At 65.9% G+C, this 26118-nt stretch carries 23 protein-coding genes and 1 riboswitch; of the genes, 15 read left to right on the top strand and 8 right to left on the bottom strand.

What is annotated here, in order from left to right; all coding sequences use genetic code 11:
• Positions 1–39: 39 nt before the first annotated feature.
• A complete protein-coding gene (locus tag AB0P23_RS00870) occupies positions 40–1755 on the bottom strand; it encodes a DEDD exonuclease domain-containing protein (RefSeq protein ID WP_032391006.1) in 1716 nt (571 codons plus the stop codon).
• Positions 1756–1924: 169 nt separating this feature from the next.
• Between AB0P23_RS00870 and AB0P23_RS00865 the strand changes: the two genes are divergently transcribed.
• From AB0P23_RS00865 to AB0P23_RS00845, 5 genes are all read left to right on the top strand, one after another.
• Entirely contained in the window at positions 1925–2206 is a 282-nt protein-coding gene (locus AB0P23_RS00865; protein ID WP_032374543.1) for a hypothetical protein, read from the top strand.
• 115 nt (positions 2207–2321) lie between these two features.
• Positions 2322–2482, top strand: a riboswitch (cyclic di-AMP (ydaO/yuaA leader).
• 18 nt (positions 2483–2500) lie between these two features.
• Positions 2501–3055 (top strand): C40 family peptidase, encoded by a 555-nt coding sequence (locus tag AB0P23_RS00860; RefSeq protein WP_027497375.1) that lies wholly within the window; start codon positions 2501–2503, stop codon positions 3053–3055.
• A gap of 389 nt (positions 3056–3444) precedes the next feature.
• Complete coding sequence (locus tag AB0P23_RS00855; RefSeq protein ID WP_080731736.1) at positions 3445–4428, top strand: NlpC/P60 family protein; 984 nt, start codon at positions 3445–3447, stop codon at positions 4426–4428.
• A 29-nt stretch (positions 4429–4457) separates the two neighbouring features.
• Positions 4458–5840 carry a hypothetical protein gene (locus tag AB0P23_RS00850; RefSeq protein ID WP_363796588.1) on the top strand — a complete coding sequence of 461 codons (1383 nt, stop codon included), beginning with the start codon at positions 4458–4460 and terminating at the stop codon, positions 5838–5840.
• A 58-nt stretch (positions 5841–5898) separates the two neighbouring features.
• A complete protein-coding gene (locus AB0P23_RS00845; protein WP_027497373.1) occupies positions 5899–7023 on the top strand; it encodes a glycosyltransferase family 4 protein in 1125 nt (374 codons plus the stop codon).
• 39 nt (positions 7024–7062) lie between these two features.
• On the opposite strand, the gene AB0P23_RS00840 is transcribed toward AB0P23_RS00845, so the two are convergent.
• The gene (locus AB0P23_RS00840; RefSeq protein WP_032370297.1) at positions 7063–8868 is read right to left on the bottom strand and encodes a long-chain fatty acid--CoA ligase; all 1806 of its coding nucleotides are present in this window, start codon (positions 8866–8868) and stop codon (positions 7063–7065) included.
• A 133-nt stretch (positions 8869–9001) separates the two neighbouring features.
• Between AB0P23_RS00840 and AB0P23_RS00835 the strand changes: the two genes are divergently transcribed.
• The 6 genes from AB0P23_RS00835 (at position 9002) to AB0P23_RS00810 (ending at position 13601) form a co-directional block, all read left to right on the top strand.
• Positions 9002–9394: a polyketide cyclase / dehydrase and lipid transport gene (locus AB0P23_RS00835; protein WP_032370298.1), complete on the top strand. Its 393-nt coding sequence runs from the start codon at positions 9002–9004 to the stop codon at positions 9392–9394.
• 133 nt (positions 9395–9527) lie between these two features.
• Entirely contained in the window at positions 9528–9962 is a 435-nt protein-coding gene (locus tag AB0P23_RS00830) for an SRPBCC family protein (RefSeq protein WP_027497370.1), read from the top strand.
• Positions 9938–11218, top strand: a complete 1281-nt coding sequence (locus AB0P23_RS00825) for an ArsA family ATPase (protein ID WP_322843264.1) — start codon at positions 9938–9940, stop codon at positions 11216–11218. The genes AB0P23_RS00830 and AB0P23_RS00825 overlap by 25 nt, the downstream gene beginning before the upstream one ends.
• A 43-nt stretch (positions 11219–11261) precedes the next feature.
• Complete coding sequence (locus tag AB0P23_RS00820) at positions 11262–11681, top strand: hypothetical protein (protein ID WP_032368110.1); 420 nt, start codon at positions 11262–11264, stop codon at positions 11679–11681.
• Between the two features lie 39 nt (positions 11682–11720).
• The gene (locus AB0P23_RS00815; RefSeq protein ID WP_027497367.1) at positions 11721–12695 is read left to right on the top strand and encodes an ROK family protein; all 975 of its coding nucleotides are present in this window, start codon (positions 11721–11723) and stop codon (positions 12693–12695) included.
• 177 nt (positions 12696–12872) lie between these two features.
• Positions 12873–13601 carry a lysophospholipid acyltransferase family protein gene (locus tag AB0P23_RS00810; RefSeq protein ID WP_032399969.1) on the top strand — a complete coding sequence of 243 codons (729 nt, stop codon included), beginning with the start codon at positions 12873–12875 and terminating at the stop codon, positions 13599–13601.
• 9 nt (positions 13602–13610) lie between these two features.
• On the opposite strand, the gene AB0P23_RS00805 is transcribed toward AB0P23_RS00810, so the two are convergent.
• Complete coding sequence (locus AB0P23_RS00805; protein WP_155288649.1) at positions 13611–14819, bottom strand: glycosyltransferase 87 family protein; 1209 nt, start codon at positions 14817–14819, stop codon at positions 13611–13613.
• 164 nt (positions 14820–14983) lie between these two features.
• Between AB0P23_RS00805 and AB0P23_RS00800 the strand changes: the two genes are divergently transcribed.
• Positions 14984–15475 (top strand): polyadenylate-specific 3'-exoribonuclease AS, encoded by a 492-nt coding sequence (locus AB0P23_RS00800; RefSeq protein WP_032399970.1) that lies wholly within the window; start codon positions 14984–14986, stop codon positions 15473–15475.
• A gap of 45 nt (positions 15476–15520) precedes the next feature.
• Positions 15521–16906 carry a class II 3-deoxy-7-phosphoheptulonate synthase gene (locus AB0P23_RS00795; RefSeq protein ID WP_027497364.1) on the top strand — a complete coding sequence of 462 codons (1386 nt, stop codon included), beginning with the start codon at positions 15521–15523 and terminating at the stop codon, positions 16904–16906.
• Between the two features lie 38 nt (positions 16907–16944).
• Here the strand turns inward: AB0P23_RS00795 and pknB are convergent, their stop codons facing one another.
• A complete protein-coding gene (gene pknB, locus AB0P23_RS00790; protein WP_206498153.1) occupies positions 16945–18921 on the bottom strand; it encodes a Stk1 family PASTA domain-containing Ser/Thr kinase in 1977 nt (658 codons plus the stop codon).
• Positions 18922–19105: 184 nt separating this feature from the next.
• Here pknB and AB0P23_RS00785 point away from each other — a divergent pair, with 184 nt between their 5' ends.
• Entirely contained in the window at positions 19106–19477 is a 372-nt protein-coding gene (locus tag AB0P23_RS00785) for an Rv2175c family DNA-binding protein (protein ID WP_032384644.1), read from the top strand.
• Between the two features lie 18 nt (positions 19478–19495).
• On the opposite strand, the gene AB0P23_RS00780 is transcribed toward AB0P23_RS00785, so the two are convergent.
• From AB0P23_RS00780 to AB0P23_RS00765, 4 genes are all read right to left on the bottom strand, one after another.
• Positions 19496–20476 (bottom strand): phytoene/squalene synthase family protein, encoded by a 981-nt coding sequence (locus AB0P23_RS00780; protein ID WP_032374358.1) that lies wholly within the window; start codon positions 20474–20476, stop codon positions 19496–19498.
• An 11-nt stretch (positions 20477–20487) separates the two neighbouring features.
• Positions 20488–22125: an alpha-(1->6)-mannopyranosyltransferase A gene (locus AB0P23_RS00775; protein ID WP_032374357.1), complete on the bottom strand. Its 1638-nt coding sequence runs from the start codon at positions 22123–22125 to the stop codon at positions 20488–20490.
• Between the two features lie 160 nt (positions 22126–22285).
• Positions 22286–23869, bottom strand: coding sequence for a phytoene desaturase family protein (gene crtI, locus AB0P23_RS00770; RefSeq protein WP_196249560.1), 1584 nt, complete (start codon positions 23867–23869; stop codon positions 22286–22288).
• Positions 23870–23880: 11 nt separating this feature from the next.
• Positions 23881–24954, bottom strand: a complete 1074-nt coding sequence (locus AB0P23_RS00765; RefSeq protein ID WP_363796583.1) for a polyprenyl synthetase family protein — start codon at positions 24952–24954, stop codon at positions 23881–23883.
• A gap of 224 nt (positions 24955–25178) precedes the next feature.
• On the opposite strand from AB0P23_RS00765, the gene metF reads away from it, so the two are divergent.
• Entirely contained in the window at positions 25179–26105 is a 927-nt protein-coding gene (gene metF / locus AB0P23_RS00760) for a methylenetetrahydrofolate reductase [NAD(P)H] (protein ID WP_032399971.1), read from the top strand.
• Positions 26106–26118: the final 13 nt, after the last annotated feature.

Here is a 26118-nt window from a genome sequence, read left to right as displayed (position 1 = left end):
CGAGACAACACTAGTTGCTCAACCGACTCCACTCTCGCTTCATCGGTCGTTCCGCGGGCTCCACTCCTGCCTCGTTGCTTCTCGGGCCGTTCGACACCACTCCTCCCACGAACCCGCAGACCGAGCAGGGCTGCAGTAGCCACCGGTGGTGCGAACGATGCGCACTCCGTCCGTGTGGAGCCACGACGCGATCAGGCCCACCTCTTCCGGCGGCGCACCGCGAAGTGGCGTCGCATCGGGCATCACCGTCTCGGCCGACGCCGTGATCGCATCGACGACGGGCATCGGGTGCACCCCTCGCGGTGCGACGGCCGCCCCGGCCAAGCGGCCGAAGCGCACCACCATCAGCTCCCAGCCACCGTCGGCCGTCCGCCTGGCCGCCACGAGCTCGGCGATGGCCGCAACGGCGGCCGCCCGGTGCATCCTGCGGAGCACATTCACCGTCACCGCGATTCGATCGCGGAGACGCGCGGCTGTCTCGAACAGTTCACGGTCCGCGAGTTCGGCGACGCGGCGTCGCATCGCGAACAGCAGCTCGTCGTCGTGTCCACACACGAACGCCAGAAATTTCGCCGGGGCACCCGAGTACTCCTCGGCCGTCAGGGGCCCGGAGAACGCCGCTGGGCAGCCACCGACGTCCGTCGCGGTGCACTCGTCACCGTGTCGAACCGCGCGGCCCAACCGGCGGGTGCATGTACGAAGTCGACAGAATTCTGCGGCGAGGGCGGAGGCCTCCGCCGCGTCCGCCCGAACAGCGAACGGTCCGAGGCTGTTGGGTGCGGGAGTGCGCACGATCGACAGACGCGGAAACGCTTCGTCGGTGAGGGTGACCCACCACCCTTTGCGGGGAAACTTCGATCGGCGATTGTAAGGCGGGACGTGAGCCGAGAGAAGCCGTAATTCGCGGACGCCTGCCTCGAGTGCGTGCGCACATTCGACGTGGTCCACGCGAGTGGCGAGCGAGACCATCTCCTTCATTCGCCCACGTGTCTCGGAACCGGTGAAGTAGTTGCGCACCCGACGCTTGAGGTTGTTCGAGGTGCCTACGTACAGGACCTCGTCCGACGGTCCACGGAAGAGGTAGACGCCGGGTGTATCGGGCAGGTGTGCGGCCAGGCCGCGTTTGGCTCGTTGCCCCGCCGACACCGCAGGGAGGTAGTCGACCAGTTCCGCGTAGCTGTGTACGCCCTGGTTGCCCACTCGTTCGATCAGGCCGTGCAACACGTCCACCGTGGCACGCGCGTCGTCCAATGCTCGGTGAGTCGGCCGAGTGCTGGATCTGAACAACGTCGACAGGGCGGACAGTTTCACCGAGGGTGCCTCGTCGCGCGTGAGCACTCGTCGGGCGAGTTTGACCGTGCAGAGCACCTGGAAGCGGGGCCAGGCGATGTCGAGTCGACTCGCTGCGGCCTTGAGAAATCCCGTGTCGAACCCGGCGTTGTGTGCCACCAGTACCGATCCGCGAGCGAACTCGAGAAAGCCGGGGAGAACGCGTTCGATGCGGGGAGCCCCGATCAGCATCGCCGTCGTGATGCCGGTCAACTCGACGATGTAGGGCGGGATCGATCTGCCCGGGTCGACGAGGGTGGCGAATTCGCCGATGATCTCGCCACCTCTGACCTTGACTGCCCCGATTTCGGTGATCGCCTCCGTGTCAGCGCTGCCACCAGTGGTTTCGAGGTCGACGACGACGAACGTGGTGGCGTGAAGCGGGGTGTCGAGTTCGTCGAACGTCAGCTGGATCGGCAGGCTCACTGCGACGACGTTAGGGCCGACCTCCGACAAGAACGCCGAACACGGCGTCGGAGGGCATCGTGTCGGTCGGTGCCGATTGTCGAGTCGCGGAACCTGTCGGTGGCTGGCGCTACCTTTCGTTCGATCGGCCGATTACGCCGTCCGACGCGACAAAGAGACAAGGATCACAATGATCATCGACTGCAGTGACTGCCTGGTTCGTGACATCGCCTGCGCCGACTGCGTTGTGACGGTGCTTCTGGGGGCTCCCGGGATGCCCGCGAGATCGGATGGGCACTGGGTCGGTTCACCGTCTCGTATCACCCTCGAGCAGGAAGAACTCGGTGCCATGGGAGTGCTCGCCGACGTCGGTATGGTGCCCGCGCTCAAGCTCGTCGTGAACGACGACGGCACCGCGGATGTTCCCCTGTTATCGACTCGTGACACACCGGGCGATCAACGCGCCGGGTAGCGAGAACACGGCCGAATTCGGTCCGTTCGGCGCGTCGGGGTCGACACAGGGGTATGCCATTTCGTAACCTTCCTGAGACCTTGCGGAGTCTTGCCAGTCCAAACCGGAGTGGCGTCGCAAGTCACCGCCTAATCGATCACTCGCGAGAGTGTTCGTACCGGGAACCCGATATTTACTGGGGTGAATCCCGCCGAGTCACCGATGGTGGCCGGTGGGTAGGGCTGCTCTTCCCAGCCCGAACCCGTCAGCTAACTCGGTCGGCGGACGAGTGGAAGAAACGGAGCACCATCTTTCGTGGCGTCACAACTTTCCAACCGAACATTGCGGCGAGCTCTCGTAGCCGGAGCGCTCACGGCAGGCGTGGTGATTCTCCCCGCTGCACCGGCAATGGCGGCCCCAGTCACCATCCCCGGCGTCGGAACCTTCGAGATTCCTGACATCCCGGGTCTCCCTCCCCTCAACATTCCGGGCATGCCCGCTCCGGGTGCGCCCCTTGCCCCGCAGGTCACCCCGGCTGCCAAGGCCGTCCAGGCAGCGGAGTCCAAGATCGGCGCTCCGTACGTGTACGGCGCATCGGGTCCGGATTCGTTCGACTGCTCGGGCCTGATCCAGTGGGCCTACAAGCAGGCCGGCGTCAGCCTGCCCCGTACGAGCTACGACCAGGCAGCCGCGGGCACTCCGGTCTCGCGTGACAGCCTGATGCCCGGCGACGTCGTCTCGTTCTACGGCGGCTCGCACTCGGGTATGTACATCGGCGACGGCAACGTCGTGCACGCATCCACGTCCGGCGTGCCGGTCAAGGTTGCTCCCGTGGACTCCATGCCGTTCGACGGTGCTCGACGCTACTGAGCCGAGCGCTCCGACCGGAGTTGTGTACCGACCGACAGGGTCGATCCGTTTCGACGGTTCGGCCCTGTTGTCGTTTCCGGGGACGGTTTCCGGGCGACACGCCGGTACGGTGGACAGCAGAGCGTCCAGTTCGTAATCTGATCGAGACCTCTCCGACGTTTGGTTTGTGATCTGTCACGTGCAGACTGCGTCGATTTCGGACCGTGTTCACGTCCGCGCCCAGCTGAGCATGGGTATCGTTCGGTTCCGGTCACTTTTCCAACCGCCACTCCAGCTGGAATGGCATATGTCAGGACGGAGAGTCGCTTTCCGTGGCGATATCGAGAACCACCCGAGTTCTACGGCTAGTAGGTAGCTCGGTGACCACAGCCGTTGCGGCCGCGTGCATCATGGTGGTGCCGATCACGACGGCGACCGCCGATCCGGGCTTCGGCTCGGCTTCCGACGCGCAGGCGAAGCTGGCGGAGCTGTCCCGGGAGTCGGAACAGACCAACGAGTCGCTGCACAACGCGCAGATCGATCTCGACGCTCGGGCTCGCGAGCAGCTCGATGCGCAGACCGCCGTCGATGCCAGTCGGGCGGCCCTCGACGCCGCCCAGTCGCAGCTGGCGCAGCTCAAACCCGCCATGGACAAGGTGGCCAATGTCAACTACCAGGGCGCTCGCACCAACCGGTTGTTCGCGGTCATGGTCAGCGACTCCCCGCAACAGTTGCTCGACCAAATGTCGGCCCTCGATGTCATCTCCGCCGAGACAGCCGGTCAGGTAGCTCAGTTCCAGCAGGCCAGCGCGGATGCATCCGCAGCAGAGCAGGCCGCCGCGACCGCCGCAGAACAGGCCAGAGTCGCCGCCGAGCAGGCCAAAGCGGTCAGCGACGATCTGCAGGCGAAGCAGAGTGAACTTCAGGGCCAGATCGCCGAAGTCATGGCCGCGTACAGCGCGCTTTCCTCGTCCGAGCAGCTGGCTCTCGCGGGATCGGCGCTTCCCGAAGGTTTCGACCCCTCCACGATTCTGAAGAACTTGACGCCGGGCTCCGGTTCCAGCGCATTGCAAGCCGGTCTCACACAGATCGGCAAGCCGTACGTCTGGGGAGCGACCGGCCCCGACGGTTTCGACTGCTCCGGGTTGGTCGTCTGGGCCTACAAGCAGGTCGGAAAGACGTTGCCGCGGTCGAGTCAGGCTCAGGCTGCCGGCGGAACTCCCGTCGATCAGAAGGATCTACAGCCGGGAGACGTCGTTCTGTTCTACCCGGACGCATCACACGTCGGTATCTACGCCGGTAACGGCAACGTTCTGCATGCCTCCACCTTCGGGGTACCGGTGAAGGTGCAGTCGATGGCGTCGTTCCCGTTCTACGGGGCCCGTCGATACTGACTGTGCCGCGAACGACGACTGACGCCTGAATGAGCGGTACGGAACGGCCGTCCGTTGTCCACGCTCTCACCGCGTCGGGGCGGGCGCGATGGGCGGCAGTCCTGGTCGTTCTGGCAGTGGCGTCGACGCTGCTGTTGGTTCATCGTCACGACGGTCCTGCATCGGGAGCGGCGACATCGAGCGCATCGACTTCGTCCGATCCGTCGGCCTCCCAGAATCCGCCGACCTACGACGAGCAGCGCCGCGCTGAAGTGACCCAGCTGCTCGAGCGCTGGGCGGCTGCCCTCCGTTCCGGCGACGAATCGGCGCTGCGTGGGTTGCTCGACCCCCTCGCGGATCCGACGTTCGTGGATGCGCAGGTTCGCCGGGCGACTGTCGTTCCGACGGTTCCTTTCTCGGACTTCGACTACGAGATCGGTGACGAACCCGAGACCCCCGTGCCGTCGTCGATTGCCGAGCAGCTGGATGCCACCGATGTGTGGGCTCCACCGGTGTACCTGCGATATGCCGTGCAGGGCCCGGATGCCTCTCCGACCCGCCGGCCGGTTTCGCTGGTGGTCGCCGAACGCGACGGCCAGTGGCGACTGGTCGACGACGCCGACTTGCCGACCTACCGTCGCCACACCTGGCGCGGTCCGTGGGATTTCGGGCCCGTGACGGTGCGCTCGGTCGCCACTGCATCCGGCACGTCGGTGGTGTTGGGACATCCCGACCGTGAGCAGTTCGTGGCAGATGTGGCCGCCGAGCTGCCCGCGGCGACCGCTGCGGTCACCGACTTCTGGGGAGCCGACTGGGCCCGGGACGGACTGGTGTTCGTCAGTTCGACGGCCGAGGAGTTCGACGAATCGACGGGGTCCTCGCCCTCGACGGACGTGGCTGCAGTGACCGTGTCCGACGCCGTGGCCGGCGGGTCGCGTCCGACGGGTCAGCGGGTGGTGTTCGGTCCCGATGCCGCGTCGCGGCTGTCTCCGTTCACTCTTCGTTCGGTGCTTCGTCACGAGTTGACGCATGTGGCGGCGCGGGCGAAGACGGCGGAAGGCACCGCATTGTGGGTGGCGGAGGGTTTCGCCGACTACTCCGGGTATCGCAGTTCCGGTGCCGACTTCCGGCAGCTGGCACCTACTCTGGCATCGATCGTGGCTGCCGGTGGCCCGCCGACCGTGTTGCCGAAAGACGAGGATTTCGGTGCAGGCGGCACCCGCTCCAACGTGGCCTACGAGTCCGCCTGGTCGGTCTTCGCGTTCGTGGCCGACCGGTACGGCGAGTCCACGTTGCGCAGGTTCTACGAGGCGCTGGCGTCCGGACCCGGGTCGGACGGAGTCGTCGACGCAGCGATCACCTCGGTCCTGAGTTCGGGCCGAACTCGGTTCGTCGCGGAGTGGGGCAACTGGGTGGCCGCTCGGTCACGCTGACCCGGACGTGCGCGTCGTCGACACGAGCTGTCCGATCGGGAGCGCTACGGTTGTCGTCATGCGTCGGACTCTTCTGGTGACGAACGACTTTCCGCCCCGGCCGGGCGGAATCCAGTCCTACTTGCACAGCTTCGCCTCGCAGTTGCCCGCCGACGAGCTCGTGGTCTACGCGCCGCGGTGGCGTGGTGATTCGCACGTGAAGTTCGATGCGAAACAACCCTTCGAAGTCATCAGGCATCCGACCACGTTGATGCTGCCGACTCCGTTGGTGGCTCGCCGCGCAGCGCGCATCGTGAAGACCCGAGGGTGCGACTCGGTGTGGTTCGGTGCCGCGGCCCCGTTGGCGGTGATGTCGTCACACCTGCGCAAAGCCGGGGCGGATCGCATCGTGGCGAGCACACACGGCCACGAGGTGGGGTGGTCGATGGTGCCCGGTGGTCGCGCGACGCTGCGCACCATCGGAGAGAACACCGATGTGGTGACCTACGTGAGCAAGTACACGCGGAGCCGATTCAGCTCGGCGTTCGGGGCGTCGGCGGCACTCGAGCATCTGCCGCCGGGGGTCGACACCGATCGCTTCGTGCCCGACGATGCCGCGAGGACGGAGCTACGTGCTCGGTACGGCCTCGGTGACCGACCGACGGTTCTGTGTCTGTCGCGGCTGGTGCCGCGCAAGGGCCAGGACTTCCTGATCCGGGCGCTACCGGAGATCCGGCGCGCGGTGGACGGGGCGGTTCTGGTGATCGTCGGCGGCGGTCCGTACGAGAACACGTTGCGCGAACTCGTTCGCTCCACCGGGATGGAGCAGCACGTGGTGTTCACCGGGACGGTGCCGTCTGCGGAACTGGCTGCCCATCACACGATCGCCGACGTGTTCGCGATGCCGAGCCGCACCCGAGGCGCGGGCCTCGACGTCGAGGGGCTCGGAATCGTCTACCTCGAGGCGTCGGCCTGTGGCGTTCCGGTGGTTGCCGGGATGTCGGGAGGCGCTCCGGAAGCTGTGCAGCACAACAAGACCGGGCTCGTCGTCGACGGGACTTCGGTGTCGTCCATCGCCGACGCGATCGTGACGATCCTGTCCGATCGAACACTGGCGACGCAGATGGGCAACGCCGGTCGGGCATGGGTCGACGCGGAATGGCGCTGGGACGTGCTGACGGAGAAACTGCGGTCACTGATCTGACCGGGCGGGCCGCTCGCACCACGGCTCACGCCACGCGTGTCACCTCGCGTAGATCGCCTCGATCTCGTCGGCGTACGCCTTGGTGATGACATTGCGCTTGAGCTTCATCGTCGGCGTCAATTCGCCGCTCTCCTCCGAGAAGTCGTGGGGGAGCAGGCGGTACTTCTTGATGGATTCCGCGTGCGAGACCGACTTGTTGGCGTCGGCGACGGCGGCGTCGATCTCGGCGACGAGATCGGGGTCGGCCTGCAGATCCGCTGCGGTGGCGTCGGAGTCCTTGCCGTGTGCGGACTTCCACTTGTCGAACGCATCCGGATCGAGGGTGATGAGGGCACCGATGAAGGGCTTCTGGTCACCGACCACCACGGCCTGACTGATCAGTGCTCCGGCACGAAGGTGATCTTCGAGGCCCGCGGGGGAGACGTTCTTGCCGCCGGCGGTGACGATCAGTTCCTTCTTGCGGCCGGAGATCGTGATGTATCCCTCCTCGTCGACGGATCCGAGATCGCCGGTGCGGAACCACCCGTCGTCGAGGGATTCCGCGGTCGCCTTCTCGTTTCGCCAATATCCGTCGAACACAACGGGTCCGCGTAGTTGGATCTCACCGTCGCCGGCGATGCGGACGGTGTTCCCGGGTAGCGGGCGTCCGACGCTGCCCACACGTTGGAATCCGATGGTGTTCACCGCGAACGCCGCAGTGGTTTCGGTCAGGCCGTAGCCCTCGTAGATGGTCACGCCGATGCCGCGGTAGAAGTGGCCGAGTCGCGCTCCCAGTGGTGCGCCGCCCGAGATGGCAAGTTCGCACTTGCCGCCGAGAGCGGTCCGCAGCTTCGCATAGACCAGCTTGTCGAACACGAAATGCTTGGCGCGCAACACGATCGACGGGCCACCGGAATCCTGCGCCTGGCTCCACGCCACTGCGCACTCGGTCGCGAGATCGAAGATCTTGCCCTTGCCGTCGCTGTGTGCCTTCTGCTTCGCAGTGTTGAAGACCTTCTCGAACACGCGCGGCACGGACAGAATGAAGTCCGGTCGAAATGTCCCGAAGGTCGCGACCAGGTTGGGAATGTCGTTGGTGTGGCCGAGGGTGACTCCGGCATCGAACGACGCGATACTCACCGCGCGAGCGAGGACGTGCGCCATCGGAAGGAACATCAACGTACTGCGGCCCTGTGTCAGAAGAGCTTTCAACGACGTCTGGCGAATGCCGCGAGATTCCGCAAGGAGGTTCGCATGCGTCAATTGCACACCTTTGGGGCGGCCGGTAGTGCCCGAGGTGTAGATCAACGTGGCCGGATCGGACGAGCGAAGTGTCGAGACTCGTTCGTGCACAACGTCTTCGGAGACGTCCGCGCCGTTGTCGATCAGAGCCTGCACTGCGCCCGTGCCGGAAGCGTTGTCGATCACGAACGTTCGACGTACCGACGGCGCCGCAGCTACGACGGCTTCTGTCTCCCGTACGTGCGCGTCGTTCTCGAGGACCAACAGAACCGGCTCGGCGTCTTCGAGAATCCACTCGACCTGGCCCGCCGACGACGTCTCGTAGATCGGCACGGTCACTCCGCCCGCGGCCCAGATCGCGTAGTCGATGACCGACCACTCGAATCGCGTGGACGACATGAGCGCGACGCGATCGCCCTGCTCGATACCTGCCGCGACGAGGCCCCTGGCCACGTCGACGACCAGTCGCTCGAATTCTGCGGCACCGACATCGGTCCATCGGCCGTCGTCGAGCCGACGGAACACCACGGCATCCGGCGACGTCCGAGCGCGGGCGAAGACGCTGTCGACAGCGGAGTCGGTGTCCGCGATGTCGTACTCGGCGGAAACAGTGAACTCGCGCACGGGATTACCTCCGGATCGAACGGGTTGGAGAAAGTCGATAGCTCGGCTTCACAGATACTCTAGACCCAGGGCGCGCGGTCCCGAATGTGCCTCGGCGGTCCTGGTCTCGGACCCGATATGTGAAGCTCTGACGATGAGCAGTATTCAAGTTGCGGATCAGACATTCGTGGCAGCGCCCGGTGCGGCGGTGGCGCAGGCGTTCGTCTCGCCGGAGCGGTGGCGGCGGTGGTGGCCGGACCTGTCGCTGACCGTGACCGAGGATCGCGGCGAGAAGGGCATTCGGTGGTCGGTCCGCGGCGGCGTCGTCGGAACGATGGAGCTGTGGCTCGAGCCCGTACTCGACGGCGTGATCGTCCACTACTTCCTGCACGCCGAGCCGGCCTCAGCAAGTGAGTCGGCCACCGAGCAGCATGCGCGTCGGGTGGCCGGCCGCGCCATGACCTTCGAGCTGAAGCGGGAGCTCGAGGCCGGGAGGTCAGCGGGCGAGGCACCCCACCACGTAGCGTCGAGTTCAGCTCCCGAATGAACCGCGCGGTACGGTCGGCCGGTTCGCGTTGTGCGTCGGCGGTTCGATCGTGTGAGATAGGCCTGCCGCGGGTTACACAGCAGGCAGCGAACGAAGCGGATCGAAGTACCCGAGAGGAAGCGGACCAGTAGTCATGGCGGAGAAAACCCAGAGGTCGATCGTCGTCGAAGCCCCACCGAGTCGGGTCATGGACGTCATCGCCGATTTCGACGCGTATCCCACGTGGGTGTCCGCCGCGAAGTCCGTCGAGGTCCTCGAAGTCGGTGCGGACGGACGGGGAAAGCGGGTCAAGTTCGTGCTCGACGCCGGAATGGTGAAAGACACGTACGAACTCGAGTACGACTGGGCGGCGGACGGCAATTCGGTGTCGTGGAATCTCGTCTCGGGCGAAATGCAGAAATCTCAGAACGGGTCGTACTCGCTGCGTGAGACCGGCAACGGCACCGACGTGACGTACGAGCTCACTGTCGATCTGAACATTCCGATGATCGGCCTGTTCAAGCGCAAAGCAGAGAAGGTCATCACCGACACTGCGCTCAAGGAATTGAAGAAGCGGGTCGAAGGCTGACCGACGCTCGCCCCGAACCCCGCACCACGGTATCGCTGTTCATCGGCAAAGGTGGCGCGGGGAAGACCACCCTGGCGTCTGCGTCGGGTCTTGCGCTCGCGGCCTCGGGCCAAGAGGTGCTGATCGCCTCCCTCGACCAGGCGCACTCGCTCCGCGACGCCGTCGGCGCACAAGGTGACACCGACGAGGACGCGGGCATCGGAGCGGTTGCTCCGAACCTGGACGTCGTCGAGATCGATACCTCGCGGCTGCTCGAAGAGCGGTACCGCGGTCTGGGATCGATGCTGTCGGTGGCCTCGGCAGGCCACGAACACGGCGTGAGTTTCGGCGCGATCGAGCCGGAGGAGCTGATGGGGTTCCCGGGTATCGAGGAGCTGTTGGGATTGCACGAGGTGTCCCGGCTCGTCGACGAAGGTCGTTGGGACACAGTGATAGTCGATCTTCCGGCATCGGGGGATGCGCTGCGAACACTGCAGCTGCCCGACACCGTCTCGTCCTATTTCGAGCGCGTGTGGCCGCGCCACGATCGCATGGTCGCCGGCACCGGAACCGACGTGCGGCTCACGCTCGTGGTGGCCATGATCGAGCGAATCCTCGGACAGATCGAATCGGTCCGGGCGCTGATCACCGATCCCGACCGGACCGGGGCAACCGTGGTCCTGACCCCCGAGCACCTGTCCATCGTCGACGCCGAACGCACGCTCTCCGCAGCGGCTCTGTTCGGCGTTCGCGTCGACCGACTGCTGGTGAACCGGATGCTCCCGGCCCTCAATTCCTCGTCGATCGGTCTGGTCGGAGCTCATCCTGCGGTGTTCTGGTTCGAGCGATGGCGGGCCGCGCAGCTCGACGCCGTGGCCGAACTCCGACGACGCGTCGGCTCGGTTCCGATCGTGGAGGTGGAGCACTGTGAAGTGGAACCGGTAGGGTTGGGCCCCTTGCAGGATGTGGCCGAGCACCTGGCACCGCACTCCCTCGAACGACGTGCGTCGAGCCCGGCCGGTCGACCGTCGGTCGAACTCGAGTCGGGGAGCGGACTCGAATCCGTGTACGCGATGAGAATGCTTCTGCCGGTAGTCGATTCGACCACCTTGGGTCTGGGGCGAGTGGAGGACGACTTGATAGTGAGTGCCGACGGTAGGCGGCGACGCGTCACGTTGGCGTCGGTGTTGCGTCGGTGTATCGCCGATTCTGCGGAACTCGACGGCCCGTTCCTGGTGGTGCGTTTCCGACCCGACCCCGATGTGTGGCCGCTGTGAGCGGCCGAGCCATGACCGTAAGAGCTGTGAGCGGAGAGACGCTGTGACGGCCGGGCATTCGGAGTTGGGCGCGGACCTGCTGGCGTTGGCCGACACCGTCCTGACACGTCTCGAGCCCATCCTGCGCCGAGTTGCCGAGACACAGCAGGACCGCGATCAGCAGGGCTGCAGCTGGTGCCCGGTGTGTGCGCTCGCGGCGTTGGTGCGCGGTGAACGGCACGATCTCGTCGAACTCGTTGCCTCGGAAGGGGCCGTCGTCGTCGCACTGCTGCGTCAGTTGTTGATCGACCACACCGCGCCGGGCACCGAACACGCCGCTGGGGGTAGCAGCGAGCCCGGCACCGAGTCGACCGCGTCCGCTGCCGACCGGGTCGACGCCGCCGCGGACGTGTCGGAGGACACCTCTGCGCCGTCCGTTCGTCGACCGGCGTTCGTACCGATTACCGTTCGGGTCAAGGAGTGACCATCGCCGTGGGGGGACGGCCGAGGAAGGCATGAACGAATGAAGCGTCATCATCAGCGATTGACGGTCGGGATCGACGTGGGCGGCACGAGCCTGCGCGCCTCGGTTGTCGACGCGGACGGTCAGGTGCTCGACTCGACCGCAGCACCCACGCCCCACACTGCTCGTGCACTCGAGCGTGGTCTCGACCGCGCCGTGCAGGAGCTGGCCGGCCGACACGACATCGCTGCCGTCGGTCTGGCCGTGGCGGGTTTCATCGATTCCGACCGCACGACGGTCCGGTTCGCCCCGCACCTGCCGTGGGTCGACACGCCGGTCGCAACCGAGATGAGCGAACGCATCGGACTACCGGTGTTGCTCGAACACGACGCCAACTCCGCGGCGTGGGCGGAATACCGTTTCGGAGCGGCTTCGGGTGGCCGCAACGTGGTGATGGTGGCGATCGGAACGGGAATCGGTGCGGCGCTGCTGATCGACGGCCGAATCTATCGAGGGAGCCACGGGGTGGCTCCCGAACTCGGTCACATTCAGGTGGTGCCCGACGGACGAGCGTGTCCCTGCGGCAAACGCGGGTGCTGGGAACGGTATTGCAGCGGTACCGCACTGGTGGATACGGCGGTGGAGTTGTTGGCCGCAGACCCGTCGTCCTCGACGAGGTTGGCGCGCGAGGTCTTCCTCGATCCCGGCTCGTTGACCGGGCGTCGGATCGCGAGCGCCGCGCACGACGGCGACTCGATCGGCCGACGCACCATGGAGGATTTCGCACACTGGCTCGGCGTCGGACTCTCGATGGTCAGCGATGTGTACGACCCCGACCTGATCGTGTTGGCCGGCGGTGTGGCCACTTCATCGAGTCAGTTCCTTGCTCGTGCCACGGACAAGTACGCCGAGCTCGTCACCGGCGCGGGCCATCGCCCGCTGGCACGGATTCGCAGCACCGAACTGGGCGAGGCCGCGGGGATGATCGGTGCGGCCGAGCTCGCGCGAGCACAGTTCGTCACCACCGCACGATGACGGTTCGGACCCACCCCGTGTGATGTCGCACGTCTCCTCCTCGTCGATGTGGCTGGTGTCATAAACCCTGGGTACAGTTCACTACGCGGCACGGTTCGAGAACGCACGGCCGCAGTCGGTTCGCTCCGCGCGGGCCGGCACACCATCGATTGCCGACCATGATCAGGGAGCACGTCAATGTGGTACTGGCTGTTCAAATTCGTCATCGTGGGGCCCCTGCTCATTGCCCTGGGTCGGCCCACGATCGAGGGTGCGGAGAACATTCCGACGCACGGCCCGGTGATCCTGGCCAGCAACCACAAAGCGGTTCTCGACTCGTTCTATCTTCCGCTCAAGACCCCGCGGCGCATCACCTTCCTCGCCAAGAGTGAGTACTTCACCGGCTCGGGTCTCAAGGGTGCGTTCCAGAAGTGGTTCTTCACCGCGGTGGGTCAGGTGCCCATCGACCGCACCGGAGCCGACGCGGCGCAGGACGCACTGAACGCCGGTGCCCGCGTGATCGAAGCCGGCAAGGTGCTCGGTATCTACCCCGAAGGCACCCGGTCGCCCGACGGCCGGCTCTACAAGGGCAAGACCGGAATGGCGCGCCTGGCATTGCAGACCGGCGTTCAGGTGGTGCCGGTCGCCATGATCGGCACCGAGAAGATGAACCCGATCGGTTCGCGCCTGTGGCGTCCGGCAAAGGTCACCATTCGCGTCGGCAAGCCCATCGACTTCTCCCGGTTCGAGGGAATGGCAGGAAACCGATTCGTCGAGCGCGCCGTCACCGACGAGGTGATGTACGACCTGATGCTGCTCTCGGGTCAGGAGTACGTCGACGTGTACGCGGCCTCGCTGAAGAAGGTTGCGACACCCGAAGATTCGGCTCCGTCCGCGCGCCGTATCCCCGACTCGAAGGCCAGCTGACGTCTGCGGTCAGTGAACCGCGGTGTCGCTTTCCTTCGGGGTGACCCGAGGCGAGAGGTTCACGGCCGCGACGGCGACCACAGAGGCCAGCGCCCACCACACGTAGGCGGATGCGGCGAACTGATCGACCAGCGGCCAGTCGAGTCCACTCCATCGACCTTCACCGAGTTTCCAGTGCGGTGCGTACACCATGATCGCCAGTCCGACGGCAACCAGAGCGAGTAGCAGTGCGCTTCGACGGCGGTATCCGACGGCGGCCAGCACCATCGCGAACGGTATTGCCCACACCCAGTGGTGTGACCAGGAGACCGGCGAGACCAACAGGCCGAACATCGCGTTCACGGTCAGCGCCAGGGCGATCTCACCGGCGGCGAATGCTTTGCGCATCGCGATTCCCGCCACGAGCAGTACCCCTACCGACAGTGCGATCCACAGAATGGAACGGGGGAGCTCGTCCATTCCGAGGCGGGCCAGTACACCTGTGATGGACTGATTCGCCGGGTACCCCGGTCCGCCGATCCGATCGGAATCGATGATCGTCTCGGTCCAGTACTTCACCGAGTCCGACCACGTGAGCGCAAACCCGATCGCCGTGAACACCGCGAAGCTCAGTGCCGATACCACCGCAGCGCGAAAGTCCTTGCGCAGCAAGAAGAACAAGACGAAAACTGCGGGAGTGAGTTTGACGGCGGCGACCAGACCGATCAGCACACCCCGAGGCCACCGAGTCTTCTTCGGCAAGCAGTCGAGCGCGACGAACATCATCAGAACAATGTTGATCTGCCCGTAGTTCAACGTGGACGTGACCGGCTCCAGTACGAGGACGGACACCGCGAACACCGCGCCTGCACTCCACCACACGAGCGTGCGAGGGCGAACCCCCAACGAGATCAGCGTGAGCACAACGGTCGCCAGCAACGCGAGCATGGACAACGACGTCACCGTCATCGATGCGGCGTAGAGCGAGACCTTCGAGAGCGGGCTGAACAGAGCGGCAGCAATCGGGGGATACGTGAACGGCAACGTGGTACCGGTCGCGATGGGAGGAAGCTGGCCGTACAGATCCCCGCCCCGAGCGAACACCTCTCCGCCGAGCCGGTAGACGTCGAGATCCAGTCGATAATGCTCACCCAACGTTCGCAGCCCGGGAAACCCGTTGAGATGGAAGAGCACACCGACCGCCGCCGCGACGACAACGACGACCCTGCTCGACGCCACCGCCCAACGCGGCCACCGGCGTCGCGTCGGGCCGGCAGGCTCCGACGCTTCGGCGACCGGACGGTTGGTGTCGGACGAAGTCACAACGTTCCCTTTCAGGGCTTGTTCGGCTCGGTTCTGCGGTGTGTGGGGGACGTGCCGGGGCACGCGCTAGGGTGAGCCGCGTGCGCTACTTCTACGACACAGAGTTCATCGAGGATGGTCGCACAATCGAGTTGGTGTCGATCGGTGTGGTGTCGGAGGACGGTCGCGAGTTCTATGCGGTGTCCTCCGAGTTCGACCCCGAGCGGGCGGGCCGGTGGGTCCGGCGCAACGTCTTACCCAAGCTGCCACCGTACTCGTCGCCGTTGTGGATGAGCCGATCCCGAATTCGCGACGAACTGCTCGAATTCCTCGTTCCGCACTACGGTGCCGAGGTCGAATTATGGGCATGGGTGGCGGCGTACGACCACGTGGCGCTCTGCCAGCTGTGGGGATCGATGACCGAATTGCCGCGTTCCCTGCCTCGATTCACCCGTGAGCTCCGTCAGCACTGGGAGGATCGCGGCAGTCCCGCGCTTCCCGCGGTGCCCGACGACGCCCACGATGCCCTGGCCGACGCGCGCCACAATCTGGCCAAGTTCCAGGCGATCGAGGAGTACTCGTACCGCGGTTGAACACCCGTTGTCCTGCGGTGACGGCGGTACGAATATCCTGTAGCGGTGAACTGGACTGTCGACGTACCCATCGATCGCTTGCCCGACCTGCCGCCGCTGTCTCCGACACTGCGCACTCGATTGGACGACGCGTTGGCCAAGCCGGCTGCGCAGCAGCCGCAGTGGGATCCCGAGCAGGCCGGCGAGATGCGCAAGGTGCTCGAGAGCGTTCCGCCGATCACCGTCGCAGGTGAGGTCGAGGCGCTGTCGGACAAGCTCGCTGCCGTCGCCCGCGGCGAGGCGTTTCTGCTTCAGGGTGGCGACTGCGCCGAGACGTTCGTCGACAACACCGAACCGCACATCAAGGGCAACATTCGCACGCTGCTGCAGATGGCCGTCGTACTCACGTACGGGGCGAGCATGCCGGTGGTCAAGGTCGCGCGCATCGCCGGCCAGTACGCCAAGCCTCGCTCGTCGAACATCGATGCGCTCGGCCTGCAGTCCTACCGCGGCGACATGATCAACTCGCTGGTGGCCGACGAGAGCGTGCGCGGCCACGATCCGTCACGGCTGGTGCGCGCTTACGCCAACGCGAGTGCGGCCATGAACCTGGTTCGGGCACTGACCGGAGCCGGGATGGCCGACCTGCACAAGGTACACGACTGGAACCGTGAATTCGTCGCGCAGTCACCCGCCGGAGCCCGCTACGAGGCGCTGGCCGGGGAGATCGACCGCGGCCTGCGGTTCATGGATGCCTGTGGCGTCTCCGACCCCAATCTGCACACCGCCCAGATCTTCGCGAGCCACGAAGCACTCGTCCTCGACTACGAGCGCGCGATGCTGCGGCTCGACAACACCGACGATCACCCCAAGCTCTACGATCTGTCGGCTCACTTCCTGTGGATCGGCGACCGCACTCGCCAGCTCGACGGCGCGCACATCGCGCTCGCCGAACTGATCTCGAACCCGATCGGGCTGAAGATCGGACCCACCACGACCCCCGAGATGGCCGTCGAATACGTCGAGCGCCTCGACCCGACCAACAAGCCGGGCCGCCTGACGCTGATCTCGCGCATGGGCAACGGCAAGGTTCGCGACATCTTGCCCGCCATCATCGAGAAGGTGCAGGCCACCGGACACCAGGTGATCTGGCAGTGCGACCCGATGCACGGCAACACGCACGAGGCGTCCACCGGATACAAGACCCGGCATTTCGACCGCATCGTCGACGAGGTGCAGGGCTTCTTCGAGGTGCACAACGGCCTCGGCACCCATCCGGGCGGAATCCACGTCGAACTGACCGGTGACGACGTCACCGAATGCCTCGGCGGAGCCCAGGACATCTCTGATCTCGACCTCGCCGGGCGCTACGAAACTGCCTGCGACCCGAGACTGAACACTCAGCAGAGCATCGAGCTGGCATTCCTCGTCGCCGAGATGCTTCGCGGCTGATCGCCGGCACCGCCCTGGCGGGTGAGGGCAGCCGGGGGTCAGGGCAGTGAGACGACCATGACCTCGGAGTCCGGTTCCACCCGTGAACCGGCTCCGGGGCTCTGGGAGATGACCAACGAGCCGTCCGTGTCGACCACCTGACGAACATCGATCGTCAGTCCCAGCGAGTCCAGAGTCGTGCGTGCGGATCCCACCGAACGGCCGAGGAGCGACGGCACGGTGACTGCGGTCGACACGTCGAGGACGGCGGTGGTGCCGGACTTGACGGTCTGGCCGGCCTTCGGATTCGTGCCGATCGCTTTTCCGCCGTCGGTGTCCTCGTCGAACGTCTCGCGGACCTCGTCGACGGTGATGCCGACCGATTCGAGAGTCGTCCGTGCCTGATCGACGCTCTGTCCGCGGACGTCGGGAACCTGCACCGGCGGTGCACCTTTGCTGCGCAGCACGGTGACTGCGGCACCGGTGTTCAACACCGTTCCCGGCGGGGGATCGAGCGCCGCGACGCCGCCGATCGGTGCGGTGGTGCTGAATGCCTCGCCGCCGTCGACCGGGGTGAAGGTTCTGTCGCGCAATTGCTGCTGCATGTCTTCGACGGAGGCGTCGGAGTCGATGGAGGGGACGATCGGGCTGCCCAGTGAGACGAGCAGGAACACGGTGTCGCCCTTGGCGATTCGGGAACCACCGACGGGGTCGGTGCCGATGAGCAGATCGGTCGAGACGGTGTCGGAGTACGTTCCCCGAACCGTTGCTTCCAAGCCCGACGCTTCGATCGCGCTCGTGGCACCGGTGGTGTCGAGACCGTCGACCATCGGAACTGCGGTGTATCGGCCCGAGCCCATCCACCAGCCGCCGAAACCGACCAACACCGCCAGCAATGCAACGACCACCAACCAGACGACGATGGCCCGCCGGGACCGTTGGCGATCGGCGGCGAAGTCGGGAAATTCGTAGTGTCGCCGGCCCAGGGGTGCCGCCGGCTGCGGGTCGTCCGGTTGCGGTTCGTACTCGATTTCGCGGGATGTCGGTGACGTGACCACTCGGGTGTGGTGCACGCCGTCGGGCGGCGGTACCGGGGGAGCACTCTGCACTACCTGGGTGCGGGTGGGCGGTTGTCGATCGCCGGCGACTGTCGTCGGTGCGCCCGCAGCCGCGGAGCTCAGGTGCTGTGCCGAACGCTGGGGAGCGGGCACCCGGTACGCGGGAAGTGCCAGCGCCGACGCGGCAGTGCGCAGCGCGCGGGCCATGTCGTCGGCGTTGCGGTATCGGTGTTCCGGGTCGCGGACGGTGGCGTGTTGGACCACGTCGTCGAACTGTGGTGGCACGCCTGCGATGAGGGTCGACGGGAGCGGAACGTCGTTGTCGATGCGCTGGTAGGCGATGGACAGGGATGTGTCGCCGGTGAACGGGGTGCGTCCGGTGAGCAGCTCGAACAGTACGATTCCGACGCCGTAGACGTCGCTGCTCGCGGACGCGGAGCCGGTGGTGACCTGTTCGGGAGACAGATACGCGGCCGTGCCCAGAATCACACTGCTCGAGGTGACGGTGGAGGCGGCGACGGCTCGGACCAGCCCGAAGTCGGCGATCTTGACGTCTCCGTCGTCGCTGATCAGGATGTTCTCCGGTTTGATGTCTCGGTGCACCAGACCGGCGCGGTGTGCGACGGCGAGAGCCTCGAGCACGGGGCGAACCACGGCGACTGCGGCGTGCGGCGGCATGGGCCCGCGCTCCCGCAGCAGCTCGCGCAACGTTCCGCCCTCGACGAGCTCCATGACCAGGAATGCGTGATCGCCGTCCCGCCCGTGGTCGTACACGGCCACCAGACCGGGGTGGCTCAGCCTGGCCACCGCGCGTGCCTCGAACTCGAATCGCTGAACGAACTGCGGGTCCTCGGCGAACTTCGGATCCATGATCTTCACCGCGACAGGTCGATCGAGTCTGGTGTCGAGTCCGCGGTAGACCGTCGACATTCCGCCCCGTGCGATCGGTGCGTCTATTCGATATCGACGATCGAGCATCGAACCCGGTATCACCGAACCTCCCCTCGTCGTCCTCGATGTGTCCGCTCGAAATCCGGACGCCTGACGACGATGGTATCGGCGCCGTGGGTGCTCACCGACGATCGTGGTTCGTGTCTTCGGTCTCCGTGGCGGGCCGCGTCACTTTTGAAGTCTGGACGCCGGACCCGTTAACGTTACCCGCGTGAGTGCCATTCCCTACGCCGACGACGTGCTCGATCCGTCGGTTTCTCTGCTGCAGTTCGCCGATGTCGCCAAGATCCTCGACGTCCCCAAGACGCGCGTCGAGCAGCTCGTGCGGGATCGTCAGCTGTTGGCTCTCAAGCGTTCCCGCGTCCCCGGCGTGCCCGAGCAGTTCTTCGACACAACCAAGGGCGAAATCGTCAAGGGCCTGCCCGGCCTGCTGGCGGTGCTGCACGACGGCGGCTACGAGGACGAAGAAATTCTGCGGTGGTTGTTCACCGAGGATGACAGTCTGCCCGGTACCCCGGTCGCAGCGTTGCACGGTGACCTGATGCGCGAAGTGATCAGACGCGCTCAGGCAATGGCCTTCTAGCAGCTGGAACAGCGGTCGTCAGCGGACCGTGGCGCGCTTCCAGCCGGTGACGGCGAACTGCGGTAGCGCGACGCGTGCGCGAGTCCACTGCGGCACGGTCGCGCGCTGGGAAAGCACCCGGTAGCCCTGCGCTTCGACCTCGTCGAGAATGCGGCCGTACAGAATGGACGCCGTTCGCATGGACGGACGCACTCGCGGATCCAACATGTCGATCCCGGCGTCCGACGTCCGGTAGATCGACCGGGTGACGGCGATCGAGTGGGCGAGGGCGCGGGTGACTCTGGCATCGACCGAGCCGGTGGTCCGGCACCACCGCAACAGATCCTCGTCGACCCCGAAGGCCGCCAGTTCGTCGGTCGGGAGATAGATGCGGTCGCGGTCGAGGTCCTCACCTATGTCGCGGATGAAGTTGGTCAGCTGAAACGCCTCGCCCAACGCCGCAGCCGACGGCTCCGCCTCGGCTCGCGGAACCACCGTTCCGAGAATCGGCAACATCTGCAGTCCGATGACTGCGGCCGATCCGTACATGTACTCGTTCAACTGCTCCATCGTTCGGTACCGCGAGACGAACATCGCGCTGCCCGGGATGTCCATGCGCATCGAATGCATGAACGCGAAAAAGTAATCGTGGGGAATCTCGTACCGAGCGACCGTGTCGCACAATGCGCTCAACACCTGATCGGATGTGCTGTCGGACAGCGGTTTTCCGGCCAAGGCGTCGCGCACCCGGGATTCGATGATGTCGAGTTCGACGATTCTGCGGGCGTTCAGTTCGTCCGAACCGACCGCGATGTCGGTGCCCTCGAGGTCGACGATGTCGTCGACCATCCGAGCGAAACCGTACAGAGCGTGCACGGCTGCGCGCTTGTCGACGGGCAACAGTCTGGTTGCCAGAAAATAGGTCTTGCCGTGCTGGGCGTTCAGTTCGCGGCAGATGCGATACGCCTCGTGCAGAGCAGGATCGATGTCGGTCAGTTCTCTCGATACGCGGGCACTCATGGCGCGGGACCTCACGGTGTGGCGTCGTCTTCGGTGGAGACGGGCGCGGTCTTGGGGGCGTTGGGTACGGCACGGTGTTCCCGGGAGCGGTCCGATCGCAAACGCAACGGGTCGACTCGGGTCAGCGCCAGCGCGGCAACGACTGCAGCGAAAACTGCGAGGGCCACGTGCACGAACGTGTACAGGCCGATGGATCCGTCGGGTTGGAACACCAGCATCAGCCAGGTCGACAGGCCGGTGAGAACCATCAGAGTTCGGCGGGACAACGCAAAGCCGGCCGCGATCGCCAACGGCCACGAGTAGTACCAGGGCAGCGCGGCGGGGGAGAGAACGACAGTGGCGACAAGAGCGATCAGGATGCCCTTGACCGCGTCCCGCTCGGATCGGCGGCCCAACCACCACGCCCCGGCCAGGATGACCACCAAGGCGATCGCGCACAGCAACCTGGTGACGTCGAGAACCGGTCCGAGACGCAGATCGAGGAACCACGAGGTGCTGACGGTCACCAGATGCGCGAGGATCGTCGGCAGTGACAGCCAGTTGATGATCTTCGCCGAGCCGGACAACGCCGTGAGCCAGCCGATGCCGACTCCGGCGATCACGGACGCGACGGCGAACACCGCGACGAAGACGGCCGCTCCGATGCCCGCGGTCTTCGTGAACGCCAGAATCGGTGCAGGCGGTGTGCGGCCTTCTTCGCGCGCCTTGTCGCGGAGGTGCAGCATCCAGATCCACACGAGGAACGGCAGAGCGAGACCGGCAGTTGCCTTGATGGCCACGGCGATCGCCACCAGCGCGATGCCGGCCACGTGGCGACGCTCGAGCGCAAGCACGATGCCCGCGGTCATCAGGCCGACCATGAGCAACTCGTTGTGCACTCCGCCGATGAGGTGGATCAGCACCAGGGGATTGAGCACGGCGAGCCACACCGCCGTTGTGGCGCGCCCGCCCAGATGGGTGGCCAGTCGCGGGACGGCCCACATCATCAGAGCGAGCCCGGGAAGCATGGTCAGGCGAAGCAGCATGGTTCCGGCGATCACATTGTCGCCGGTCAGGCTCGTGATGCCGCGACCGAGGAGAAGGAACAGCGGCCCGTACGGGGCAGTGGTCGTGGTCCACACGTTGCTGACGTTGTCGAGCAGGATTCCCGGATTGGCGACGGGCCCAACGGCATACGGGTCGAAGCCGTCCCGTAGCAACGCACCTTGAGCGAGGTACGAGTAAGCGTCGCGGCTGAACATCGGCACCGACAGCAGCAGCGGTGCCGTCCACGCGGGCACGATCCACCGGAGCTCGCCCACCGTGGTGCGGCCGTGCAGCGTGGCTCTGCCGAGCCTGACCCAGGCGGTGATCATCAACAGCACACCGGCCCAGACGATGACGGTCGACAGCACGAAGCCGTGGCCGAATCGCAGCCACGACAGATGCATCTCTTCGAGCAGAGGGTCACGACGGCGCACGCTGCCCGCGCCGAATCCACCGAACATGATGCAGACCGCACCGAGAACCCCGAGGATCGCTGCTTTGCCCTCGGGACTTCGCAGGAAGTTTCCGGTGGTCGTCAGTCTCGACGGATGCCGCGCAGGCACCGGTGCAGACCCGTCCGACGAGCGCCCTTCGGAGGTGGAGTGCGACGAAACCGAAGACATTGCCGCCTGCTCCTCCTCTGCTGCGAGTCGTGTGTGTCGAGATGTGGCTCCGCGCCGACGCGTTCTCGCTGTCGGCCGAAGGATCATGGTCGCAGCAAAGATCGCGACCGGCAAACGATCGCGCTCAGCTTAGTTGGTCGACGCAGTCGATCGGACGAACCTACCGCCCTCGCGGCCCTGTCACTCGTTCTGCCGCCAGCTTGCCCGAGACCAAGACGGTCGGCACGCCCACACCGGGAGTGGTTCCGGAGCCGGCGAGAACCACGTTGTCGAGGCCGGCGACCATGTTCTTTCTCCGGAAAGGCCCGGTCTGCCGGAAGACGTGCGCGGACGAGAACGGCGAGCCCGACAACATGCCTTTGTCCGCCCACGTCTGCGGTGTGTCGATGTGATCGAGCACGAAAGCGTCGGCGAGTCCGGTGTATCCGCGGCCCTCCAGCGTCGCCAGAATCTCTCGGAGGTAGGGCTGAGCCAGTTCGGTCCAGGCGAGGGGAGCGCTGTCGAGGTTGGGGCACGGGGCGAGGATCGAGACCGGCTCGCTGCGGACCCCGTCGCGCACGACCTCGAGGCCCGAATCGCTCACCGACGGCCGCGTGATCAGCAGTGACGGATCGGCCATCAGAGATCCTTTGCCGGAGCGGGCGGTGATCCGGCGGAAGGTCTCGGCCCATTCGTCACCGAAGTCGATGGTGTGGTGCGCCCGCGCAGGCCACGACGCCGTGAGTTCGACCGGAACCGTTCCGTGGGCCACGACGGCGGACGGCGACACGACGCCGTACCCGTTGCGCCTGCCTTTCTTCGACACCGAGGCGCGATCGAGCAGGCGATCGACGACGGGCAAGTCGGCGGTGAGAATCAATGCGTCGCAAGCGATTCGACGTCCATCGGCAGTGAGGACGGCATCGGCACGGCCGCGGTCGACGGTGATGTCGACGATGTCGGTGCCCAGTTCGAGCGTGCCGCCCGCCGTCACGAACGCGTCGGCCATGGCCCGCCCGATAGCCGCCATGCCTCCCTCGGGGAAGAACACCCCGAGGGAGGTGTCCATGTGTGCGATCGCACCGTAGACGGCCAGCGCCTTCTGCGGTGCCATGCCGGCGTAGAGGGCCTGGAACGTGAACACTCGGCGCAGACGGGTGTCCTTCAGGAAACGATCGACCCGTGGCCCGAGGCGACCGAAGCCGCCCAGCTTCGTCAGCGTTGCGGTATCGGTGATCGCGGCCTTGGATCCCACGAGGTCCAGCGGCGAATCGAAGTTCGAGTCGATGAAGCGGTCGAATTCGGCATCGAAGATGTCGGCGAGCCAGCGCCGGAGATCGCGGTAGCCCTGCGCCTCGGCCGTACCGCAGGTCCGCTCGACCTCGGCGGCCATTGCCGCCGGGTCCGAGTAGACGTCGATGGACGTGCCGTCGGCGTACCGCGTGTGGTATGACGGCGACAGGGACGTCAGCCGGATCGGCGGCGTCGTGGACTCGAAGTCGGCACCCACGGCGGCCAACGCTTCGAGCACCAGGTTCGGCATCGTGAGTACGCTCGCACCGTTGTCGATGTCGTAGAGATGCGTTCCGTCGGAGTCGGTCACCGGATACACCCCCACGCGGCCGCCCACGGTGTCGTCGCGCTCGACGATCGTGACCTTCTTGCCTGCGCCCAGTAGGTGGAGCCCCGCGGCCAGGCCGGCCAATCCAGCTCCCACGACGACGACCGAGTCGGTGCGGCCGGGAACGGTTCGGATCGTAGACATGACGCTCTCTTTCAGTACTGCCGTTGGATGGCGGCGGTGGCCATGGCACGAAGGTGTTCGGCGGCGATCGGATCGATGGAACTGTCGTCCAGCGCGGCAACGGCCCGGGTGCCCAGTTCGTCGATCTGTCGTTCGACGGCGTCGACGGCGCCCAGTTCGGTGAGTATCGATCGGATGTCGGCGACCTCGCTCTCGCTGAGCTCGGTACCGAGACTGGCTCGAATCTTCGCCGCGTGATCGGGACGGCTCGCGTCCGCTTGTTGCAAGGCCACGGCGATGAGCACCGTGCGCTTGCCCTCGGTGATGTCGTCACCCGACGGCTTGCCGGTGATCTCCGGGTCGCCGAACACGCCGAGCAGGTCGTCGCGCAGCTGGAAGGCAATGCCGATGTCGGCACCGAAGCTGCGGTACGCCGCAGTCAGCGGTTCGCCGGCCCCGGCAAGAACGGCCCCGAGGTGCAGCGGGCGTTCGACTGTGTAGGCGGCGGTCTTGTACCGGTTGACGCGCATGGCTGCCGCGACGCTCTCGTCCGTCCCGGCTTCGGCCTCGATGTCGAGGAGTTGACCGCCGAGCACCTCGGTACGCATCGCGGACCACACGGGCTGCGCCCGCCGCGCCGCGTCCGTGTCGATACGCGACTCGCGCAGCATGTCGTCGGCCCAGCACAGCGCCAGGTCGCCGACGAGAACGGCAGCGGAGACACCGAAGTGATCTGCCGAGCCCGACCACCCCGCATCGCGATGTCGCTGAGCGAAGCCGACATGCACGGTCGGAAAGCCTCGGCGGGTGCGGGACGAGTCGATGATGTCGTCGTGGATCAATGCGCAGGCCTGGATCAACTCGAGTGCCGAGCACGCACGCAGTACTGCGTCGGCGCGGTCCCCGGTGGGCTCACCGCCCGCGCCGAGCCACGCGGTCCACGCGAAGGCTGGGCGCATGCGCTTGCCGCCGCGTAGTACGAACGCCTCGAGGTCGGCCACTGCGGCCGGGTAGCCACCGCCGACGCTGTCGACGACCGCACGACGCGAGGCGAAGAACTCCGCGAGCTTCGCATCGACGGAATCCCGTAGCGACGTCGCATTCACGGACACAGAGTTGGTGGGCGCGGACAGGTCTCCGGACAGGACGATCCTCCAAGGTCTTCGTGGGAAAGACGCGTTACAGTCCCACAGTAATAGGCACCCGAACCCGGCACCGACGAGCAGTGAACTACGCCGTCGGGGGATGCCCAGCGGGCCGGCGGCGCAGCGCAACCTATGATCTTCGGGTGAGCGAAGATTCCGTCAGGGGGCGGTCGAGCCGAGGATTCGTGACGAGGACGCCGTCGATCGTCGACCGATTGCGGACCGAACCCGAAGCGAGGATCCCGTTCTCGGTGGAGTTCTCGCCCCCGCGCGACGAGGCTGCCGAGGCCAGGTTGTGGCAAGCAGTGCGAGAGTTCGAGCAACTCCAGCCCGCGTTCGTGTCGATGACGTACGGCGCAGGTGGTTCCACCCGCGATCGAACGGTGCGCGTCACCGGTCAGATCGCCGAGGAGACGACACTGCTGCCAGTGGCGCATCTCACTGCCGTGTCGCACAGTGTCGCCGAGTTGCGCTCGATGGTCGGGTCGTACGCCGACCGCGGCATCACCAACATCCTCGTTCTTCGCGGTGACCCCCCGGGAGATCCACTCGGCGAGTGGGAGAAGCATCCCGAGGGAGTCGAGTACGCGGAAGAGCTGGTGCGTATGGTCCGCGAACTGGGCGACTTTCACGTCGGAGTGGCGTCGTTCCCGGAAGGCCATCACCGCGCCGACGATCTCGAGCAGGACACCAGGTGCCTCGTCGGGAAGCTGCGTGCGGGAGCGGAGTATTCGATCACGCAGATGTTCTTCGACGTGGACGACTACCTGCGGCTGCGTGATCGCGTCAGCGCATACGACCCCGAGCAGGGTGCCAAGCCGATCATCCCCGAGATCATGCCCATCACCTCGCTGCGTTCGGTGCGCCGGATGCTCGAGCTCTCGGGCACGACATTGCCGTCGCATCTGGACGAGAAGTTCACTCGCGCAGCAGGATCCGGAGCCGAGGAAGACAAGGCCGCGGTTCGAGAGGTGGGTATCGAGCTCGCCACGAACATCGGCGAGCGGCTCATCGCGGAAGGTGCGCCCGGGCTGCACTTCATCACGTTGAATTTCGCGCGCGCGACACGTGAGGTCCTGAGCAACCTGGGGCTGGCAGCCGCGCGCGTCTGACTTGCGATCGGCG

Source organism: Rhodococcus sp. NPDC077669, from assembly GCF_040686915.1.
In the GTDB taxonomy this organism is placed as follows: Bacteria; Actinomycetota; Actinomycetes; order Mycobacteriales; family Mycobacteriaceae; genus Rhodococcoides; species Rhodococcoides fascians.
Note: the sequence above shows the minus strand (reverse complement) of the source record. Positions and strands in the feature narration are given on the sequence as shown.

Bases quoted from the DNA above. Each gene is read 5' to 3' on its own strand.
- crtI (WP_196249560.1), bottom strand. From the start codon at position 23,869: ATGTCTACGATCCGAACCGTTCCCGGCCGCACCGACTCGGTCGTCGTC.
- AB0P23_RS00815 (WP_027497367.1), top strand. From the start codon at position 11,721: ATGAAGCGTCATCATCAGCGATTGACGGTCGGGATCGACGTGGGCGGC.
- AB0P23_RS00850 (WP_363796588.1), top strand. From the start codon at position 4,458: ATGAGCGGTACGGAACGGCCGTCCGTTGTCCACGCTCTCACCGCGTCG.
- AB0P23_RS00845 (WP_027497373.1), top strand. From the start codon at position 5,899: ATGCGTCGGACTCTTCTGGTGACGAACGACTTTCCGCCCCGGCCGGGC.
- AB0P23_RS00775 (WP_032374357.1), bottom strand. From the start codon at position 22,125: ATGTCTTCGGTTTCGTCGCACTCCACCTCCGAAGGGCGCTCGTCGGAC.
- pknB (WP_206498153.1), bottom strand. From the start codon at position 18,921: ATGCTCGATCGTCGATATCGAATAGACGCACCGATCGCACGGGGCGGA.
- AB0P23_RS00855 (WP_080731736.1), top strand. From the start codon at position 3,445: ATGGTGGTGCCGATCACGACGGCGACCGCCGATCCGGGCTTCGGCTCG.
- AB0P23_RS00810 (WP_032399969.1), top strand. From the start codon at position 12,873: ATGTGGTACTGGCTGTTCAAATTCGTCATCGTGGGGCCCCTGCTCATT.
- AB0P23_RS00865 (WP_032374543.1), top strand. From the start codon at position 1,925: ATGATCATCGACTGCAGTGACTGCCTGGTTCGTGACATCGCCTGCGCC.
- AB0P23_RS00830 (WP_027497370.1), top strand. From the start codon at position 9,528: ATGGCGGAGAAAACCCAGAGGTCGATCGTCGTCGAAGCCCCACCGAGT.
- AB0P23_RS00835 (WP_032370298.1), top strand. From the start codon at position 9,002: ATGAGCAGTATTCAAGTTGCGGATCAGACATTCGTGGCAGCGCCCGGT.
- AB0P23_RS00780 (WP_032374358.1), bottom strand. From the start codon at position 20,476: ATGAGTGCCCGCGTATCGAGAGAACTGACCGACATCGATCCTGCTCTG.